This window comes from Micromonospora sp. NPDC051543, assembly GCF_044454415.1.
GTDB lineage: Bacteria > Actinomycetota > Actinomycetes > Mycobacteriales > Micromonosporaceae > Micromonospora.
The window spans coordinates 1-17474 of record NZ_JBITDT010000027.1; the positions used below are offsets into that span (position 1 = coordinate 1).

The window sequence follows — 17474 nt, forward strand, 5'->3', positions numbered from 1 at the left end:
CGCGCTGTGCGCGCCGTACGGGGCGACGTGCCTGGTCAACGACCGACTGCACGTGGCGCTGGCGGTGGGGGCCCCCCGCTGTCACCGAGGGGCCGCCCCCCAACCCCCGGCCCCGGCCCCCCCCCCCGCGCCCGCGGCGGCGACCCCGGGGCCCCGGGGGGTTAACCCCCCGGCCCCACCGGCGTGTGTGCTTCGGTACGCCGACGCTCAGTCGGCCAGTTCGCGGGAATCGCTCGTCTCGAAGACCACCAGCTCGGTGAGCTTCACCCGCAGCCGCTCACGCAGCTGGTCCGGCGCGGTCTCGTTGCCGCAGCAACGCGCGACCAGCGCCCGCACCTCCTGCTCGAGCCCGTACTCGCGCAGGCACGGCCCGCACTCGTCGAGGTGGTGCCGGATCAGCGCGCGCCGCTCGTCGGCGCACTCGAGATCCAGGTAGAGGTAGACCTCCGCGAGCACCTCGCGGCAGTCCGTCTCGTGCGGCTCTCCACAGCTCACGTCACACCTCCCGGCTGGCAGCGGCAGCGGTCGAGCCCTTCGCGGACCGGGCCGGGCTGAAGCCCCGCTCCGCGGCGTACTGCTCGAGCAGCTTGCGCAGATTACGACGGCCGCGGTGCAGACGCGACATCACGGTGCCGATCGGCGTGCCCATGATGTCGGCGACCTCCTTGTAGGAGAAGCCCTCGACGTCGGTCAGGTAGACAGCCAGGCGGAACTCCTCCGGCAACTGCTGGAGGGCTTCCTTGACGTCGCTGTCCGGCAGCCGGTCCAGAGCCTCGGTCTCGGCCGAACGCAGACCGCTGGAGGTGTGCGACTCGGCCTCGGCGAGCTGCCAGTCGGTGATCTCCTCGGTCGGCGCCTGGATCGGCTGGCGCTGCCGCTTGCGGTAGGAGTTGATGTAGGTGTTGGTCAGGATCCGGTAGAGCCAGGCCTTCAGGTTCGTGCCCTGCTCGAACTGGTGGAAGGCGGCGTACGCCTTCAGGTACGTCTCCTGGACCAGGTCCTCGGCATCCGCCGGGTTACGCGTCATGCGCAGCCCAGCAGCGTAGAGCTGATCGACGAATGGCATCGCGTCCCGTTCGAACCGGGCCCTGCGCTCGTCCGTCTTCTCGGTGGTCAACCGCACATCCCCTCGCGTCGGATGCTTTCCCGCCGAGGATACGCGCACGGACCTGCCCACAGATTCACTTCCGGCCGGTGTGCTCGTGCTCACCGCACCCACCCCGCCCGGTCCCGCTGTCACGGGCCAGTCCGGACCATCCAGCAGCCGCCGTAGCTGCCGGGCGTCCCGCTCGTCCCGTTCCAGGCTTCGTGTCTCGGTCGGCACCGGTCACCCCCCTCGCAGAAAAGTCGTCCGGGGTTAGTAACGCGAGATGACCCTTGGGGCATTCCGTCCGGCTCTCCCGTTCCTGGTCCCGGCGCCGGTGACGCCGGCGCTGGGACCAGGAAGGGCCTGGGAGGACTGGTACCACCTGTCCGGTTCGGGCGGGCGGCACCATCGGATGCAACGACCCGTGCCCAGCAGCGGAAACGGTCCCCGAGGTCAGTCGGCTGTCCAACCGTGGGAGCGCAACCAGTCCCGGACGACCGCGCCCGTGCCGGCCGGGTCGCGTCGCAGGTCGTGCGTCTCCCCCGGCCGGGTCACGACCTGCACGCCCGGCCCGGAGCCGGGCACGCCGAACGGATCCCGGTCGCCGTTGACGACGAGCGTCGGCAGGCCGGTGGCGAGTTCGGCGGCCCGGGACCGCTCCGGCTTGCCGGGCGGGTGCAGCGGAAAGGCCAGCGCGAGAACGCCGGCCGCGCCGACCGCGCCGGCCGTCCGGCAGGCGACCCGCGCGCCACTGGAACGACCACCGACCAGGATGGTGGGTACGTCGGTGTGCCGCTCGCGCAGCGCGGCCAGCACCGCCGTCCACGCCTCGTCGAGGTGCCCGGCGGGGGCCGGCGCGCGACGGCCGGCGACGCGGTAGGGCTGCGTCACCCGGATCACCGTCAGGCCGGCCGTGACCGCCGCGTCCCGAACCGCGAGCAGGTCGGGGGCGTCCACGCTGCCGCCCGCCCCGTGGCCGAGCACCAACAGGGCGGCCGGCGCACGAGCCGTCGCGACGCCGGCCGCCCGGCCCGGCGCAACGGTCGGGCCGGCCGGTGGGTCGGTGTCGATCCGCGCCGGGCCGCGCGGGGTGTCGATCTCTTCGCTGGGCAGCACCGGCCCATTCTGCGCCGACCGGGCCGGTCACCGGGATCGGTTCGCCGCGCTGGTCGGCTCAGCTCAGCGGCACGTTGATGGTCAGCTCAGCGGCACCAGCGTGAGCAGGCGGTCGCGGACCGGAGGGCCGGCGTCGTCGACCGCGTCCGGGTCGGGTGCGACCTCGCCGCGCCACGCGACGAGCATCGCCCGCCGCTCGCGCGGTGTGGTCGCCCCCCAGACGCCGTGACAGTCGCCGACCTCCAACGCCCACGCCAGGCAGGAGCCCTGCACGTCGCAACTGCGGCAGAGTGCGACAGCGGCGTCGGCCGGTTCGTTAGGTGCCGGAAAGAAGGTCTCCGGATCGACGCTCTGGCACGTCCCTCTGGTGCGCCATGCTTCGTCCTGTCGACGTTCTCGTAGGGCCCTGAGCAGCCGCGGATCTCTACGTGCCGCAGCCACCTCGTGCGGGCGGGGCATACGCGCCCGTGTCATTTCACCCACCTCCCCCGTGGGACCGGCAGGATCGGTGAAGTCGTCCGCCCCGTGCGAACCGACAGCCACTACCGGCGCTGTGTTGTATCGCACTTTCGGACATCGGGACAAGGGGCTTTCAAGAACATGGCTGAACGGCCAGGCGACGAATCGATCAGAACCTGGCAAATCGGCGCTCGACGATGCCTCTCATTCTCAGAACAGGGTCAACTCCGGTGGGGACGACATTGACGGAACAGACACACGGGCGGTCAACTCCGGGCCGTCGTTGCGCACGTCGCCCACCGCCGGCCCGACCGGGCGGATCTCCAACCCGGCGAGAAGGTCGGACGACGCGGACGCGAGCAGACGCTCCGGCTCGTCGCACGGCGTCAGCCACGACGACCACCGCTCGGGGGCCAGCAGCACCGGCATCCGGTCGTGCACCTCGGCCAGATCGCCGAGCGCCGCGGTGGTGAGCACGCTGAAGGTGAGCCGGCTTTCCGCCCCGGACTCCCAGAACGACCAGATCCCGGCCAGGGCGAGCACCGAGCCGTCGGCCGGGGTCATGAAGTACGCCTGCCGGCCGCCATCGGGCCGACGGACCCACTCGTACCAGCCGTCCGCCGGGACGAGGCACCGGCGGCGGGCGAACGCACCGGCGTACGCCCGGCTGGTCGCCACCGTCTCGGCCCGTGCGTTGATCATGCGGGCGGCGCCGGCGGCGGACCGCGACCAGTGCGGCAGCAGACCCCAGCGGGCGACGCAGAGGCTGCGGTGCCCCTCGGGACTGAGCCGGACCAGCGGGACGCGATCGGTGGGCGCGACGTTGTGATCCGGCCGGAGCACCCCGTCGGTGTCGTCGGACGACTCGAACAGGGCGCTCAGCTCACCGGCGCCCCGGGTCGTCGCGTACCTGCCGCACATGCGCTCACGCTAACCCGCCGGGGGCCCCGCCTGCTGTCCCGCCAACCGGGAGTACGTAAGCCGGTCGACGTCACCCACCCGCCGACAGGGCAGAATGTCACCGTGGGGAATCTGACCGCGACCCGGCCGCCACAGCCGTGGGCCGCACCGACCGCGTCCGACCCGGTGGCGGCGACGCTGCGCCTACCCGGCTCCAAGTCGATGACCGCACGTGCCCTGGTGCTCAGCGCCCTGGCCGCCGGGCCGTCGACCCTGGCCGAGCCGCTGCGCGCCCGGGACACCGAGCTGATGTCCGCCGGCCTGCGCGAGATGGGCGCGTACGTCTCGATCAGTGACGACGAGCGCTGGCTGGTCCGGCCGCACCCGCTGGTCGGCCCCGCCCACGTGGACGTGGGGCTGGCCGGCACCGTGATGCGGTTCCTGCCGCCGGTGGCCGGCCTGACCGACGGGCAGGTCACCTTCGACGGTGACCCGTACGTCCGCACCCGGCCGCTCGGCCGGCTGGTCGACGCGCTGCGCTCGCTGGGCGTCCGGATCGACGTCACCGGCACCGGCAGCCTGCCGCTGACCGTCCTCGGCACCGGTCGGGTCACCGGCGGCGAGGTGACGATCGACGCGTCCGTGTCCAGCCAGTTCGTCTCCGCGTTGTTGCTGGCCGCCCCGCGCTTCGACCGGGGCGTGGTGGTCCGCCATGTCGGCCCGCCGGTGCCCTCCGCGCCGCACCTGCGGATGACCGTGCAGATGCTGCGGGCCGCCGGCGCCGCCGTCGACGACAGCACCCCCGACGTGTGGACCGTCGAGCCCGGCCCCCTCACCGGGCGCGGCTGGGACATCGAGCCGGACCTCTCCGGAGCGGTGCCGTTCTTCGCCGCCGCCCTGGTCACCGGCGGTGAGGTGACGCTCCAGGGCTGGCCGCACCGGAGCGCGCAGCCGGTCGAGCAACTCCGCTCGCTGCTGCAGCGGATGGGCGGCGAGGTCACCCTCTCCACCGACGGGCTGACCGTCCGGGGCACCGGGGTGGTGCACGGCCTGACCGCCGACCTCTCCGACGTCAGCGAGCTGACCCCGGTGCTGACCGCGCTGGCCATGCTCGCCGACTCGCCCTCGGTCTTCACCGGCGTCGAGCACATCCGCGGCCACGAGACCGACCGGCTCGCCGCCCTCGCGCAGGAGTTCACCGCGCTCGGGGCCGACGTCACCGAGACGCCGGACGGCCTGGCGATCCGGCCCCGGCCGCTGCGCGGCGGGGTCTTCCGCACCTACCACGACCACCGCATGGCGCACGCCGCGGCGGTGGCCGGGCTCGCCGTGCCGGGCATCGAGGTGGACGACGTCGGCTGTACCTCCAAGACCATGCCCGAGTTCCCGGCACTATGGTCTGCGATGGTGACCGGCAAGTGAGCGTCCGGGATTCCCGGACGCTCACTGAGAGCTGACGCGGAAAAGAGGACGGGTCCTGGCGACCAAGCGGCGGGAGTACGACGAGGACGACGTGCGGGTGCGGCCCGGGAAGTCGTCGCGTCCGCGTACGCGCACCCGGCCCCGGCACTCCGACGCGGTGGACGGCTTCGTCATCGCCGTCGACCGGGGGCGCTACCAGTGTGTGCTGTCCGGCGCCGAACGGGGGGCGGTCGGCGCCGAGCTGCCGACGGTGACCGCGATGCGGGCCCGGGAGCTGGGCCGCAAGTCGGTGGTCGTGGGTGACCGGGTCAGCCTCGTCGGCGACACCTCCGGCGCGCAGGGCGCTCTCGCCCGCATCGTCCGGATCGCCGAGCGCCGCTCGGTGCTGCGCCGCACGGCCGACGACGACGAGACCACCGCCGAGGGTCGGTTGGAACGCGTCGTCGTGGCCAACGCGGACCAGTTGGTGATCGTCAGCGCGTTGGCCGACCCGCCACCGCGCACCGGATTCATCGACCGCTGCCTGGTGGCCGCGTACGACGCGGACGTCGACCCGCTGCTCTGCCTCACCAAGGCCGACCTGGCCGGGCCGGAGGAGGTGCTGGGCTACTACACGGAACTGGAGCTGCCGTACGTGCTCAACCGTCCCGACGCCGACCTGGGCGCGCTGCGCGCGTTGCTCAGCGGCCGGGTGTCGGTGCTGGTCGGGCACTCCGGGGTGGGCAAGTCGACGTTGGTGAACCGCCTCGTCCCGGACGCCGCGCGCGCGGTCGGGGTGGTCAGCGCCATCGGTCGCGGCCGGCACACCTCCACCAGCGCGGTGGCGCTGCGGCTGCCACCGGTGCCCGGCGTCGACACCGACCCCGGCTGGATCATCGACACCCCGGGCATCCGTAGTTTCGGGCTGGCGCACGTCTCCGCCGACAGCCTGCTGCACGGGTTCCCCGACCTGGTGGAGGGCACCGTCGACTGCCCGCCCAACTGCCCGCACACGGCCGACGAGGCCGACTGCGGGCTGGACGCCTGGGTGGCCGCGGGGAAGGCGGACCCGCGCCGGCTGGCGTCGTACCGCCGGTTGCTGGCCTCCCGGGCCGGCGACGGCGACGTGCGCGGTGAGGGCGACCAGCGCGGCCCCGGCGAGGGCGACCGGCGCGGGCCCGACGAGTGACCCGGTGGACGTCGGCTAGGTTGCCGGCATGACCGGGTACGCCGACGACCTCGCCCTCGCCCACCTGCTCGCGGACCGCGCCGACGCCATCGCCACGGCCCGGTTCCGGGCGCTCGACCTGCGGGTGGACACGAAGCCGGACCTGACACCGGTCTCCGACGCGGACACCGCCGTGGAGCGGGATATCCGGGCGCTGCTGACCGAGCACCGGCCCGCCGACGGGCTGCTCGGTGAGGAGTACGGCGCGCAGCCGGCCGCCGAGCCGGGTGGCCGCCGGTGGATCGTCGACCCGATCGACGGCACCAAGAACTTCGTCCGTGGGGTGCCGGTGTGGGCCAGCCTCATCGCGCTGTACGACGGTGACCGGCCGGCGGTCGGCGTGGTGTCCGCCCCCGCGCTGGGACGGCGCTGGTGGGCGAGCGCGGGCGCGGGCGCGTACGCCGGTCCCGGTCCCGACGCGGGCGAGCGGATCGGCGTCTCCGCGGTACGCGACGTCGGCGACGCGAGCGTCTGCTACTCGTCGCTGACCGGCTGGGAGGACGCCGGGCGGCTCGACGCGCTGCTCGACCTGCTGCGAGCCGGCTGGCGCAGCCGGGCGTACGGCGACTTCTACGGCTACATGCTGTTGGCCGAGGGCGCGTTGGAGGTGATGGTCGAGCCGGAACTGTCCCTGTGGGACGTGGCGGCGCTGGTGCCGATCGTCACCGAGGCGGGCGGCAGGATCACCGATCTGACCGGTCGACCCGCGCCGACGGGCGAGCCCGGCACCGAGAGCAGCGTGGTGGCCACCAACGGTGTGCTGCACGCCGACATCCTCGCCCGTCTGGATCGACCAGCCGAGCGCTGACTGCCGACAACCTCTATCCTCGCCAGGTGGTCTCCTCCGGCTGGTGCTTCCTCGCGGCGATGATCGTCGCGTACGGCTTCGCCAACCTTCTCCAGTCGGTGGCCGCGGCGCGCACCACCGTGCACCACACCTTCGATCCGGGGCTGCTGCTGAGGCTGGCCGGGCACCGGACGTACCTGGTCGGGCTGACCTGCCAGATCGGCGGTTTCGTGCTGGCCTTCCTGGCCCGGCGCGATCTGCCCCTGTTCCTGGTGCAGGCGAGCGTGGCGGCCGGGCTCGGGGTGACCGCGATCATCGGTGTGCTGGTGTTGAAGTGGCGGTTGCCGATGGCCGAGGTGGCCCTGCTGGCGCTGCTGTTCGCCGGGATCACCGCGCTGGTGCTGGCCGCGCGGCCGGCGCCGTCGAAGCAGCTCGGCACGGCCGGCTCGATAGCCCTGCTGGTGGCGCTCGGGGTCATCGCGGTGCTCGGCTTCTTCGCCGTCCGACTGCACGGCGCTCCCGGTTCGGTGGCGCTGGGCTCGCTGGCCGGTCTGGCGTTCTCCTCGGCTGCCGTCGCGGCCCGGCCCCTGGCGTCCGCGCCGTCGGCCGAGGCGTTCCTCGCCGATCCGCTGTTCTACCTGCTGATCGGCCACTCGATCGTCGGCCAACTGCTGCTCGGCCTGGCCATGCAGCGCGGTTCGACGACCGCGGCGGTCGCCGCCATGGACGCCGCCGGAGCGGTGCCCGCGGCGATCGTCGGCCTGCTGCTGCTCAACGACAAGATCTGGCCGGGGCGCGAGTGGCTGGCCGCCGTCGGTTTCCTGGTCACCCTGGCCGCCGTGATCGGCCTGACCCGGTACGCCCAGCCGCAGCAGCACCGCGCGCTGGCCCGCCGCAGTGACCGGGACATGGTCGGCGCCGGCCGAGCCGCCTGAGACGAGAACCCACGCCGCGTCCCGCGGACGCGACGTGGGCTCTGGCCGTCTCTCCGGCCTCGACGGGCTTGCGGCTTTCAGGCCTCGACGGGCTTGCGGCGGCTCGCCACCCGCTCGTAGAGGCGTTCCAGTGCGGCGGCGGTCCGTTCCCAGGTGTAGCTGCTACGGACCCGGTCCACGGCGGCGTGACCGTAGGCGAACCGGCCGGCGTTGTCGGCGAGCAGCCGGCGCAGGGACAGGCCCAGCGTCCGGACGTCGCCGGGTGGTACGAGGCGGCCGGTGACCTCGTCGACGACGGCGTCCGCCAGGCCGCCCATCGCGTAGCCGACCACCGGTACCCCGCACGCCATCGCCTCCAGGGAGACGCGTCCGGCCGAGGAGTAGTGCGGAGTGCAGGCCACCACGTCGGCCGAGCGGTACCAGGTCGCCATCTGGTCGTGCGGTACCGCTCCGACGAGGCGTACCTGCTCGGCGACCCCGGCGAGCTCGGCCAGTTCGCGCAGGCGGCGTGCCTCGGTGTGGTGGGACAGTTGGTCCGCCGGTGGACCACCGGCGATCACCAACTCGGCGTCGCCGACCAGCCGCATCGCCCGGATCAGGTCGTCCTGGCCGTGTCCCGGGGACAGCCCGCCGACGGAGAGGATCCGGGACCGCTGTTCGCGCGGAGCCGCCTCGCCGTCCGGGTGGAACTGCGCGGTGTCCACCCCGGCCGGCACCATCGCCACGGATGTCCGTTGCAGGCCCATCCGGGTCAGCTCGTCGACCTCGTCGTTGGACTGGGCCACGGCGATGTCCACCGCCCGGGTCAGCGCCCGTTCCAGCGGGATGCGCTCCCCCGGGCCGTCGTACCCGCCGCCGAGGTGGCGCAGCTGCTCCACACCGAGCGAGTGGAAGGTCTGTACGACCGGGATGTCGGTCTCCCGAACGGCGTGCGCGGCAGCCAGCCCACCGACCCAGTAGTGCCCGTGCACCACCTCGGGACGCCAGGCGCCGGCCCACTCGTCGGTCAGCCAGCGCCCGAACTCGGTGACGTGCGGGACGAGTCCGGCCGTGGGCAGGGCGCTCGGCGGACCGACGGGCACCCGGTGCACCCGGTAGCCGTCGACGTCCACGGTCGCCGGCAGCTCCGGGTCGTCCCGGCGCTCGTAGATCCGGACATCATGGCCTCTACCAGCCAACTCGGCGGCGACCCTCGCAATGTGTTGTCGAGTGCCGACCGGCGGGCCGTCGGCGTGCCGGTACGAACTGCTGTGCGCGCAGACGAGGCCGACGCGCATGGGTCACCTCCCTGCGATCTTTTCCTCGGCGGTCCCGGTCAGAGCGTCCCATTAACCTGCGGGCGCCGAGTCGAAACCTGGCAGATCGGGAACAGTCACCGCGAGTGCCACCGACACTTGCGCCACGGCAATCACAGCGGCCCCGAATCGGAACCTCACCGGCCGGTGGTATGACCGGCCCCGACCCGGGGTACCGCTGGGAAATGCCGCTGACCCGGAGCCTCGACGACTCGACCGTGGTGATCACCGGCGCGTCCAGCGGGATCGGCACGGCCACCGCGTACGCGTTGGCGCGGCGTGGTGCCGCCGTGGTCCTCGCCGCCCGCAGCGAGCAGGCGCTACAACAGGTCGCGCAGCGCTGCCGGCAACTGGGTGGCCGCGCGCTGGCCGTACCCACCGACGTGACCGACCTCGACTCCGTGCAGCGCCTGGCCGAGCGGGCGGTGGTCGAATTCGGCCGCGTCGACGCCTGGGTGAACAACGCCGCGGTGGGCGCGGTGGGTCTGTTCGACGAGATCCCGGTCGCCGAGTTCCGGCGGGTGCTGGAGGTCAACCTGCTGGGCACGGTGCACGGCATCAAGGCCGCGCTGCCGCACCTGGAAGCGGCCGGCGGGGGCGTCCTGGTCAACAACGCCTCGGTGCTGGCCGAGGTGGCGATGCCGTACCAGTCGGCGTACAACGCCGCCAAACACGGCATCCGCGGCCTGGCCGACACCGTCCGGCAGGAACTGCGGGTCACCGGTCGGGGGCAGATATCCGTCTGCACCGTGCTGCCGGCCACCATCGACACCCCGTTCTTCCGGCACGCGGCCAACCACAGCGGTCGGGAGCTGGTGCCACCCCCGCCGGTCTACCCACCGGAGGTGGTCGCCCAGGCGATCGTGCGGTTGCTGCGCCGGCCACGCCGGGAGGCGTACGCCGGTGGGGCCGCCCGGCTGCTCGGCCTCCAGTGGCGGCTGGCGCCGGCGTTGGTCGAGCGGACGCTCGGCTGGTACACCCACCGCACCCAGTTCGGCCCGGGCGCCCGGCTGGACAGCACGGGCAACGTGTTCCACGCCGACGGGCAGGCCAGCCGCGACGGCGGTTGGCACGGCCGACGGCGTCAGTTGGTGCGGATGACGGCGGCGTTCGGTCTCGCCGCGGCGGGCACCGCCGTCGGCACGATGGCGGCGATCAACCGCCGCTCCCGGTCGGTCCGCTGATGACCGGCCCTGCCCCGGTTACGGCGGGAGGGCAGCGGGTAGTGATCAGACATGCGCGACAACGAGTTCCCGACCCCCGTGTCCGACACCGAGGCGGAGGGTCTGCCCGACACCGCCGACGACGACTCGACCGCCTACGACGACGTCCTGACCGGGCGTGAGGCGGACGGTCCGGAGCCGGCCCAGATCCCCGGCGACCGTACGCCGGTGGCGGTGGACCGGTTCGGGACGACCGCCGAGGAGCAGTTGGACGGGGAGTCGTTGGACTACAAGCTCGACCGCGAGGTGTACGAGCGTCCGGTGGACGACCCGCTCGCCGGCCCGGTCGACCCGAAGATCGCCTTCGAGGCGGAGAACGAGGCCGCCGCGGCGCAGGCCCAGCTCGACGCCGACGTGATGGACCCGGGTCCCACCTCGGACCCGAACTCGCCGGTCTCCCTCTACGACCACGGTCAACTCGGCACGGTCGCCGACGCCACCGTGGGCCGGCTGGTGGAACCGGACGAGGGGGCGCACACCGACCAGGAGACCGACTCCGTGGCGTACGACGCGGGCTCGGCCGGTGGCGGGGCTACCGCGGAGGAGCTGGCCATCCACGAGACCGAGCCGCCGCGCTCGGTCTGAGCTGGTCAGTCGTCCAGCCCACGCTCGATGGCGTAGCGGGTCAACTCGACCCGGTTGTGCAGGTGCAGCTTGCCGAGCGTGTTCTGCACGTGGTTCTGCACCGTACGGTGGGACAGGCCGAGCCGCTCGGCGATCTGCTTGTACGACATCCCCTTCGCCACCAGACGCAGCACCTCCGTCTCCCGGGCGGTGAGCCGGGGCGTCCCCGGCTCACCGTCGTCGACCGTGCCGGCCTCCGGCCCGGCGGCCAACCGGCGGTACTCCCCCAGCACCAGCCCCGCCAGGCCGGGCGTGAAGACCGGGTCGCCGTTGGCGGTGCGACGTACCGCGTCGAGGAACTCGTCGGGCGCCGTCGACTTCACCAGGTAGCCGGTGGCTCCGGCCTTGACCGCGTCGAGCACGCTCTGCTCCTCGCCACTGGCACTGAGCATGAGCACCCGCACGGCGGGCAGGACGGCGCGCAGCCCGACGACGACCTCGACCCCGGAGATGTCCGGTAGTTGCAGGTCGAGCACGACCACGTCGGGTCGGGCGGCGGCGCCGATCCGGATCGCCTGCCGCCCCTCGCCGCTGGTCGCCACGACCAGGAAGCCCGCCTCCGCCAGGTCCCGGGCCACGCCCTCGCGCCACATCGGATGGTCGTCGACCACCATCACCCGAACGGCGTTCACGGCCGCGCCCTCGGCACGCTCAGCTCGATCTCGGTGCCGGCGTCGGGGCTCGACATGATCCGAACCGTCCCGCCCAGGTCGGTCACCCGGCCGCGGATCGACTGGGCGACACCGAGCCGCCCCTGCGCGGCGGCCTCGGCCAGTCGGCCCTCTTCGATGCCCGGCCCCTCGTCACGGATCGACACGGTCACGGTCTCCCCCTCGTCCTCGACCAGCACCCAGGCCCGTCCCCCGGCGTGGCGGCCGACATTGTCCAGGGCCGCGCCGGTGGCGGCCGCCAACTCGCCGGCCACCTGCCGGGGCAGGGTCACCGGGGTGGCGGGCGCCGAGAGCGACACCGCCGTCGAGGCGTACCGGCCGAGTAGGTCCCGCAGGTCCACCGCGTCCGTTCCGGTGACTCCGGCGGGCGTGGTGCCGGCGATCAGAGCGCGCAGCGCGGCCTCCTGCTCACCGGCGAGCCGGGCCAACTCCCCGGCCTCACCGGGCAGATGCGCGCCGCGCCGCTGCACCAACGCCAGCACCTGCAGGACCGAGTCGTGGATGCCGCGGGCCAACCGCTCCCGCTCCCGGGTGGCCGCCTCCAACTCCACCGCGTGTTGCAGGCGTTCCTCGGCGCGCACGGCGAGCCGGGCGACGTGCCCGACCACCACCCCGGCGAGCAGCAGCAGGATCACCCCGGTGAAGGAGGACTGGCCGATCCGCTCCCGGGTGGCCAGGTCCGCGCCGGCCACCAGCAGCGCCGCCACCGTGCCGCGCCGCCGGCCGCCGGAGACGGCCCAGGCCAGCACCGGGCCGGCCATCCAGGCCACCCCGAGAGTGGGTACGCCGTGCCCGAGCGCCTGCCGTCCCACCACCCACGGGCTGGACAGCACGATGGCGATCACCAGGCCGAGGTCGACCAGCAGCAGTGGCCAGCGACGCCAGGCAGGTCGGGCGTACGCGACGGCGGCCACCCCGGTCCAGATGACCATCACCAGCACCAGGGCGCCGACGATGATCGGGTGGGCGTACCGGTCGGCGTCGCGTACGGCGAGAACGACGACGTACGCGAGGGAGGCCAGCCGGAAGACGGTGAGCGCCCGCCACAGCGGCACCTCGAAACCACCCGGCGGCGACGGCATGGCGGTCAGGATGCCACAGCCGGGCCGGTGACGCGGGGGCCACGTGGTGCGGTCCGGGAAACCCTGACGTACGGTTGAAAAGCCGCGAAATATTCCGAGATCCGCCGCCGGGACAGGGCCATGACGAATGCAGATCCGCACGCACCGCGTACGGTTGTGCCCATCGAACCCTCCCTCCTGATCGCCGAGGCCTTCGACCAGGCCCAGGTGACCGAGATTCGACACTCGGTCACCTCCTGCGCGTACGCCTGCGGCCTCGTCGGCCAACGGCTGGACGACTTCGTGCTCGCCGTCAACGAACTGATCACCAACGCGGTGCGGCACGGCGGCGGGCGCGGGTGGCTTCGGCTCTGGCAGGAGCCGGGCGAGCTGCTCTGCGAGGTGGCGGACCACGGGCACGGCATCACCCCGCAGCGCCTCGGTGACCGGAGCCGTCCCGCTGCGGACACCGCCGGCGGGTGGGGCCTCTGGCTGGCCCGCGAGCTGACCGACGCGATGGAGATCGCCACCAGCTCAGCCGGCACCACCGTCCGAATCACCGCCACCCTCCACACCCCCTAACCCCACCCCACCCCCGCGCCCCCGTCCCCGCTCCCCCGCCGCGTCGATCTTGCACTTTCGGTGGTGACATAGCGTCCCCAAGGCGACATTTAGGCAACACAAAGTGCAAGATCGGCGCGGTGAGGGCGAGGGCGAGCGCGGGGGCGGGGGCGGGGGCGGGTCAGCCGAAGAGGGCGGAGACTGACTCGCCGTTGTGGATCCGGCGCATCGCCTCGGCCAGGGCCGGGGCGACCGAGAGGACCTGGAGCTTCGCCACCCGCTTCTCGGCCGGGATGGGGACCGTGTTGGTGCAGACGATCTCCAACACGCCGTCCTGGTCGCTGAGCCTGCGCAGCGCGTCACCGGAGAAAAGGCCGTGCGTACAGGCCAGCCGGATCGAGCGGACCTTCAGGTCGCGCAGGTGCTCCATCAGCTCGATCACGGTGCTGCCCTTGGCGATCTCGTCGTCCAGCACGATGACGTCCCGGTCGGCGACCTCACCGATCACCGCGCTGATCTTGACCAGGTCGTCGCTGAACCGCTGCTTCGCGCCGGCCGCGACGGGCGTGCCGAGCAGCCGGGCGAAGGCGGCGGCCTCCTTGGCGTTGCCCAGGTCGGGCGAGACCACCACGGTGTTGCTCAGGTCGTACCGCCGGAAGTGCGTGGCCAGTTCCCGCAGCGCGTGCAGGTGGTCGACGGGGACGCTGAAGAAGCCGTGCACCTGTGGCGAGTGCAGGGTCAGCGCCAGCACCCGGTCCGCTCCCGCCGAGGTCAGCAGGTCGGCGACGAGCCGGGCGCCGATCGAGATCCGTGGCGCGTCCTTCTTGTCCGAGCGGGCGTACGCGTAGTGCGGCAGCACCACCGTGATCCGGCCGGCGGAGGCGCCCCGCGCCGCGTCGATCATCAGCAGCAGCTCGACCAGGTTTTCCTGCACGGGTGGCACCAGCGGCTGGATCAGGAAGACGTCCCGCTCCCGGCAGTTGGCCTGCAACTGCACCTCGAGACAGTCGTTGGCGAACCGGGAAACCCGTACCGGATGCAGCGGCACCCCCAGGTGGGCGCAGATCTCGGCGGCGAGGTCGGGATGGGCAGTTCCACTGAAAACGGCGATGTCGCGCACGTTCGCACATCGTAGGCGACGCGGGGCCGACGTGACGCGTGTCGCACCACGCCGCCACTGCGGGTACGGTGCTGCCGTGACCCCCCAGTACGTCGCCGCCATCGACCAGGGCACCACCTCCTCGCGGTGCATCGTGTTCGACGCCGCCGGGGAGGTCGTCGCCGCGGCCCAGCGCGAGCACCGGCAGATCTTTCCCCGACCCGGGTGGGTGGAGCACGACGCCGAGGAGATCTGGGACAACGTCCAGCAGGTGGTCGCCGAGGCGCTGCGGTCCGCCGGCGTCGATCCGTCGGGGCTCGCCGCCGTGGGCATCACCAACCAGCGGGAGACCACCGTCGTCTGGGACCGGGCCACCGGCCGGCCGATAGCCAACGCCGTGGTCTGGCAGGACACCCGCACCGGTCCGCTGCTGCGCGAGCTTGCCTCGGCGTACGGCGAGGACTGGTTCCGGGCCCGTACGGGTCTTCCGCTGGCCACCTACTTCGCCGGCCCGAAGCTGCGATGGCTGCTCGACGAGGTCGACGGCCTGCGCGAGCGCGCGGAACGCGGCGAGGTGCTGTTCGGCACGATGGACAGTTGGCTGATCTGGAAGCTCACCGGTGAGCACGTCACCGACGTGACCAACGCCAGCCGGACCCTGCTGATGGACCTCACCACCCTCGACTGGGCTCCGGAACTGCTCGACGCGGTGGGCGTGCCGGCCGCGATGCTGCCCCAGATCCGCTGCTCCGCCGAGGTGTACGGGACGGCCCGTGGAGTGCTCGCCGGGGTGCCGGTGGCCAGCGCGCTCGGCGACCAGCAGGCCGCCCTGTTCGGACAGACCTGCTTCCAGCCCGGCGAGGCCAAGTGCACCTACGGCACCGGCAGCTTCCTCCTGCTCAACACGGGCGCGACCCCGGTGCCGTCCACGCACGGCCTGCTCACCACGGTCGCCTACCGGATCAAGGACCAACCACCGGCGTACGCCCTGGAGGGCGCCATCGCGGTCACCGGATCGCTGGTGCAGTGGCTACGGGACAACCTCGGGTTGATCTCCTCCGCGGCCGAGGTGGAGGACCTGGCCCGCACCGTGGACGACAACGGCGGCTGCTACATCGTCCCGGCGTTCTCGGGTCTCTTCGCCCCGCACTGGCGCAGCGACGCGCGCGGGGTGATCGCCGGCCTGACCGGCTACATCACCAAGGGGCACCTGGCCCGGGCGGCGCTGGAGGCGTCGGCGTGGCAGACCCGCGAGGTGGTCGACGCGATGGACGCCGACTCCGACGTGGCGCTGCGCCGGCTCCGGGTGGACGGCGGGATGACCGCCAACACGTTGCTCATGCAGTTCCTCGCCGACGTGCTCGACGTCCCGGTGGTCCGCTCCCGGATCACCGAGACCACCTGCCTGGGCGCCGCGTACGCCGCCGGCCTGGCGGTGGGCTTCTGGCCCGACCTCGCCACCCTGCGCGCTCAGTGGCGCTCCGATGCGCAGTGGGAGTCGATGATGGCTCCCGAGCTGCGCGAGCGGGAGTTGCGTCAGTGGCGCAAGGCCGTCCAGCGCACGCTCGACTGGGAGGAGTGAGTCATGCCGCAGGTGGTCCTGGCGATCCTGGCGGGCCTCGGCCTGGCCGGAATGGCGTACGCCCTCGTCCGCTTCCGGCGCGACCTCGGTCTGCTGCGCCGGGGCGTACGGACGCCGGGTGAGGTAGTGGAGCTCCGTCCGGTCACCCGGGGAAACGGTCCCCGCACCTACTACCCCGTGGTGCGGTACCGACTGGCCGACGGGGCCGAGGTGACCGCGACGCCGGGACGCTTCCGGCAGACCCCACTCTCGGCCGCGCCCGGGCCGGTCACCGTGGTGTACGAAGCCGAGCGTCCGAACCGGATCCTCGTCGAGTCGCCGAGCATCGTCGGGAGGTCCTCGGTGCTGGTCCCGTTCGTCTCGCTGCTCACCGTCAGCGTGATCGTGCTGCTGGTCGGCGTCGGGATCTTCGTGAGCCTGGGCTGATCCACGCTCCACAGTGGCCCGGCCTTCCAGCGGTGGGCCCGGGTGGGTACCGTCGGCCGTTCACATCGACGACAGCGGGAGGGAACCGATGAGCGGGCCGATCGGCGGCACACCGAACCCGGACGTGATGGCGCAACTCGCGGCGCGGATGCGCGAGCAGTTGGGCCGCGGCGAGGAGCTGCGCGAACGGTTGACCGGGTTGACCGGTCACGCGGAGAGCGAGAACGGGTTCGTCCGTGTCACCTGCACCGCCGACGACCCGGCCCGGGAACTCCACATCGACCCACGGGCCCTGCGCCTGCCCGCCGCAGAGTTGTCGGAACTGGTCGCGGGGCTCCTGCGTGCGGCGCGGGCCGACCTGGCGCGGTCTACCGCCGAGGTGATGCGGGAGTTGGGTGGTCCGGCTGGCCCCGCGGCGGTGCTCCACGACCCGGCGGCGGCGCAGGCGAAGCTGGCGCAGCTCAACGACATGGTCAGCGGGCCGCTCCGGGAGAGCACGGAGATGCTGGAACGGCTGCGGCGCCAGCTGGGGGTCTGACGGGCGTGGGAGCGGGTCAGCGGCCGCGCCGCACCCGCTGCACGCCCGCCCGCAGGAAGACGACGGCGAGCGCCACCGTCACCGCCAACAGGACCGCACCCACCATCAGCGGGGCGATGAGCCAGGCCATCAGGCTGGCGGTGGCCCGGTCGCCGTTGGCCCAGCCGTCGACCCGGTCGCCGGTGTGCAGCGAGCCGCCGCCCACCGGGCCGCTGACCACTCTTCCGTCGGACATGTTCCAGGTGCCCCGGCACCGCTGGGTCCCCTTGGGACCACCGTTGTCACAGGACTCGACCTGGATGCTCACCCGCTCGGCGCCGATCAGGTTGCGGCCGAGACCGATGGGCAGCACCAGGAGGACCAGGACCATGAGGATCGGCACCATAACCCGCTGCCAGCGCGGTCGGCGGGCCATCCGGGTCAGGTAGTCCTCGGGGGGCGTCGACGCGGAACGTCCGGCTGCCATGGGTCGCAGGCTACC

At 72.9% G+C, this 17474-nt stretch carries 20 protein-coding genes and 1 pseudogene; 11 read left to right on the forward strand and 10 right to left on the reverse strand.

The window, feature by feature from the left end; all coding sequences use genetic code 11:
- Positions 1-118: pseudogene (locus ACIA3K_RS30595) on the forward strand (thiamine phosphate synthase); the annotation flags it as partial.
- Between the two features lie 89 nt (positions 119-207).
- On the opposite strand, the gene rsrA reads toward ACIA3K_RS30595, so the two are convergent.
- From rsrA to ACIA3K_RS30620, 5 genes are all read right to left on the reverse strand, one after another.
- A complete protein-coding gene (rsrA, locus tag ACIA3K_RS30600) occupies positions 208-495 on the reverse strand; it encodes a mycothiol system anti-sigma-R factor (RefSeq protein ID WP_355050536.1) in 288 nt (95 codons plus the stop codon).
- A 1-nt stretch (position 496) separates the two neighbouring features.
- The gene (locus tag ACIA3K_RS30605) at positions 497-1324 is read right to left on the reverse strand and encodes a sigma-70 family RNA polymerase sigma factor (protein ID WP_355050537.1); all 828 of its coding nucleotides are present in this window, start codon (positions 1322-1324) and stop codon (positions 497-499) included.
- Positions 1325-1540: 216 nt separating this feature from the next.
- Positions 1541-2203: an alpha/beta family hydrolase gene (locus ACIA3K_RS30610; protein WP_396805182.1), complete on the reverse strand. Its 663-nt coding sequence runs from the start codon at positions 2201-2203 to the stop codon at positions 1541-1543.
- 81 nt (positions 2204-2284) lie between these two features.
- A complete protein-coding gene (locus ACIA3K_RS30615) occupies positions 2285-2677 on the reverse strand; it encodes a WhiB family transcriptional regulator (protein WP_396805184.1) in 393 nt (130 codons plus the stop codon).
- A 195-nt stretch (positions 2678-2872) separates the two neighbouring features.
- Entirely contained in the window at positions 2873-3583 is a 711-nt protein-coding gene (locus tag ACIA3K_RS30620; protein WP_396805186.1) for an SOS response-associated peptidase, read from the reverse strand.
- Between the two features lie 102 nt (positions 3584-3685).
- Between ACIA3K_RS30620 and aroA the strand changes: the two genes are divergently transcribed.
- From aroA to ACIA3K_RS30640, 4 genes are all read left to right on the forward strand, one after another.
- Positions 3686-4984, forward strand: a complete 1299-nt coding sequence (gene aroA, locus ACIA3K_RS30625; RefSeq protein WP_396805188.1) for a 3-phosphoshikimate 1-carboxyvinyltransferase — start codon at positions 3686-3688, stop codon at positions 4982-4984.
- Positions 4985-5081: 97 nt separating this feature from the next.
- A complete protein-coding gene (rsgA, locus tag ACIA3K_RS30630) occupies positions 5082-6152 on the forward strand; it encodes a ribosome small subunit-dependent GTPase A (protein WP_396805235.1) in 1071 nt (356 codons plus the stop codon).
- A gap of 28 nt (positions 6153-6180) precedes the next feature.
- Positions 6181-6999, forward strand: coding sequence for an inositol monophosphatase family protein (locus ACIA3K_RS30635; RefSeq protein ID WP_396805190.1), 819 nt, complete (start codon positions 6181-6183; stop codon positions 6997-6999).
- A 59-nt stretch (positions 7000-7058) separates the two neighbouring features.
- The gene (locus ACIA3K_RS30640) at positions 7059-7913 is read left to right on the forward strand and encodes a hypothetical protein (RefSeq protein ID WP_396805237.1); all 855 of its coding nucleotides are present in this window, start codon (positions 7059-7061) and stop codon (positions 7911-7913) included.
- A gap of 77 nt (positions 7914-7990) precedes the next feature.
- Here ACIA3K_RS30640 and ACIA3K_RS30645 read toward each other — a convergent pair whose 3' ends face one another.
- Entirely contained in the window at positions 7991-9190 is a 1200-nt protein-coding gene (locus ACIA3K_RS30645) for a glycosyltransferase (RefSeq protein ID WP_396805192.1), read from the reverse strand.
- A 203-nt stretch (positions 9191-9393) separates the two neighbouring features.
- On the opposite strand from ACIA3K_RS30645, the gene ACIA3K_RS30650 reads away from it, so the two are divergent.
- Entirely contained in the window at positions 9394-10392 is a 999-nt protein-coding gene (locus ACIA3K_RS30650) for an SDR family oxidoreductase (RefSeq protein WP_396805194.1), read from the forward strand.
- Positions 10393-10443: 51 nt separating this feature from the next.
- Positions 10444-11016: a DUF5709 domain-containing protein gene (locus ACIA3K_RS30655; protein ID WP_396805196.1), complete on the forward strand. Its 573-nt coding sequence runs from the start codon at positions 10444-10446 to the stop codon at positions 11014-11016.
- Between the two features lie 5 nt (positions 11017-11021).
- Here ACIA3K_RS30655 and ACIA3K_RS30660 read toward each other — a convergent pair whose 3' ends face one another.
- Positions 11022-11669, reverse strand: coding sequence for a response regulator (locus tag ACIA3K_RS30660; protein WP_396805239.1), 648 nt, complete (start codon positions 11667-11669; stop codon positions 11022-11024).
- Between the two features lie 14 nt (positions 11670-11683).
- Positions 11684-12808, reverse strand: a complete 1125-nt coding sequence (gene macS, locus ACIA3K_RS30665; RefSeq protein ID WP_396805198.1) for a MacS family sensor histidine kinase — start codon at positions 12806-12808, stop codon at positions 11684-11686.
- 120 nt (positions 12809-12928) lie between these two features.
- On the opposite strand from macS, the gene ACIA3K_RS30670 reads away from it, so the two are divergent.
- Positions 12929-13369, forward strand: a complete 441-nt coding sequence (locus ACIA3K_RS30670; protein WP_396805200.1) for an ATP-binding protein — start codon at positions 12929-12931, stop codon at positions 13367-13369.
- Between the two features lie 160 nt (positions 13370-13529).
- On the opposite strand, the gene ACIA3K_RS30675 is transcribed toward ACIA3K_RS30670, so the two are convergent.
- Complete coding sequence (locus tag ACIA3K_RS30675) at positions 13530-14468, reverse strand: ribose-phosphate pyrophosphokinase (RefSeq protein ID WP_357125905.1); 939 nt, start codon at positions 14466-14468, stop codon at positions 13530-13532.
- A 76-nt stretch (positions 14469-14544) separates the two neighbouring features.
- Here ACIA3K_RS30675 and glpK point away from each other — a divergent pair, with 76 nt between their 5' ends.
- The 3 genes from glpK (at position 14545) to ACIA3K_RS30690 (ending at position 16993) form a co-directional block, all read left to right on the forward strand.
- On the forward strand, positions 14545-16029 hold the full coding sequence (glpK, locus tag ACIA3K_RS30680) for a glycerol kinase GlpK (RefSeq protein ID WP_396805202.1): 1485 nt from the start codon (positions 14545-14547) through the stop codon (positions 16027-16029).
- 3 nt (positions 16030-16032) lie between these two features.
- Positions 16033-16455, forward strand: coding sequence for a DUF3592 domain-containing protein (locus ACIA3K_RS30685; protein ID WP_396805204.1), 423 nt, complete (start codon positions 16033-16035; stop codon positions 16453-16455).
- 88 nt (positions 16456-16543) lie between these two features.
- A complete protein-coding gene (locus tag ACIA3K_RS30690; protein ID WP_396805206.1) occupies positions 16544-16993 on the forward strand; it encodes a YbaB/EbfC family nucleoid-associated protein in 450 nt (149 codons plus the stop codon).
- A 16-nt stretch (positions 16994-17009) separates the two neighbouring features.
- Here the strand turns inward: ACIA3K_RS30690 and ACIA3K_RS30695 are convergent, their stop codons facing one another.
- Positions 17010-17459 carry a hypothetical protein gene (locus ACIA3K_RS30695; RefSeq protein WP_396805208.1) on the reverse strand — a complete coding sequence of 150 codons (450 nt, stop codon included), beginning with the start codon at positions 17457-17459 and terminating at the stop codon, positions 17010-17012.
- Positions 17460-17474 lie beyond the last annotated feature (15 nt).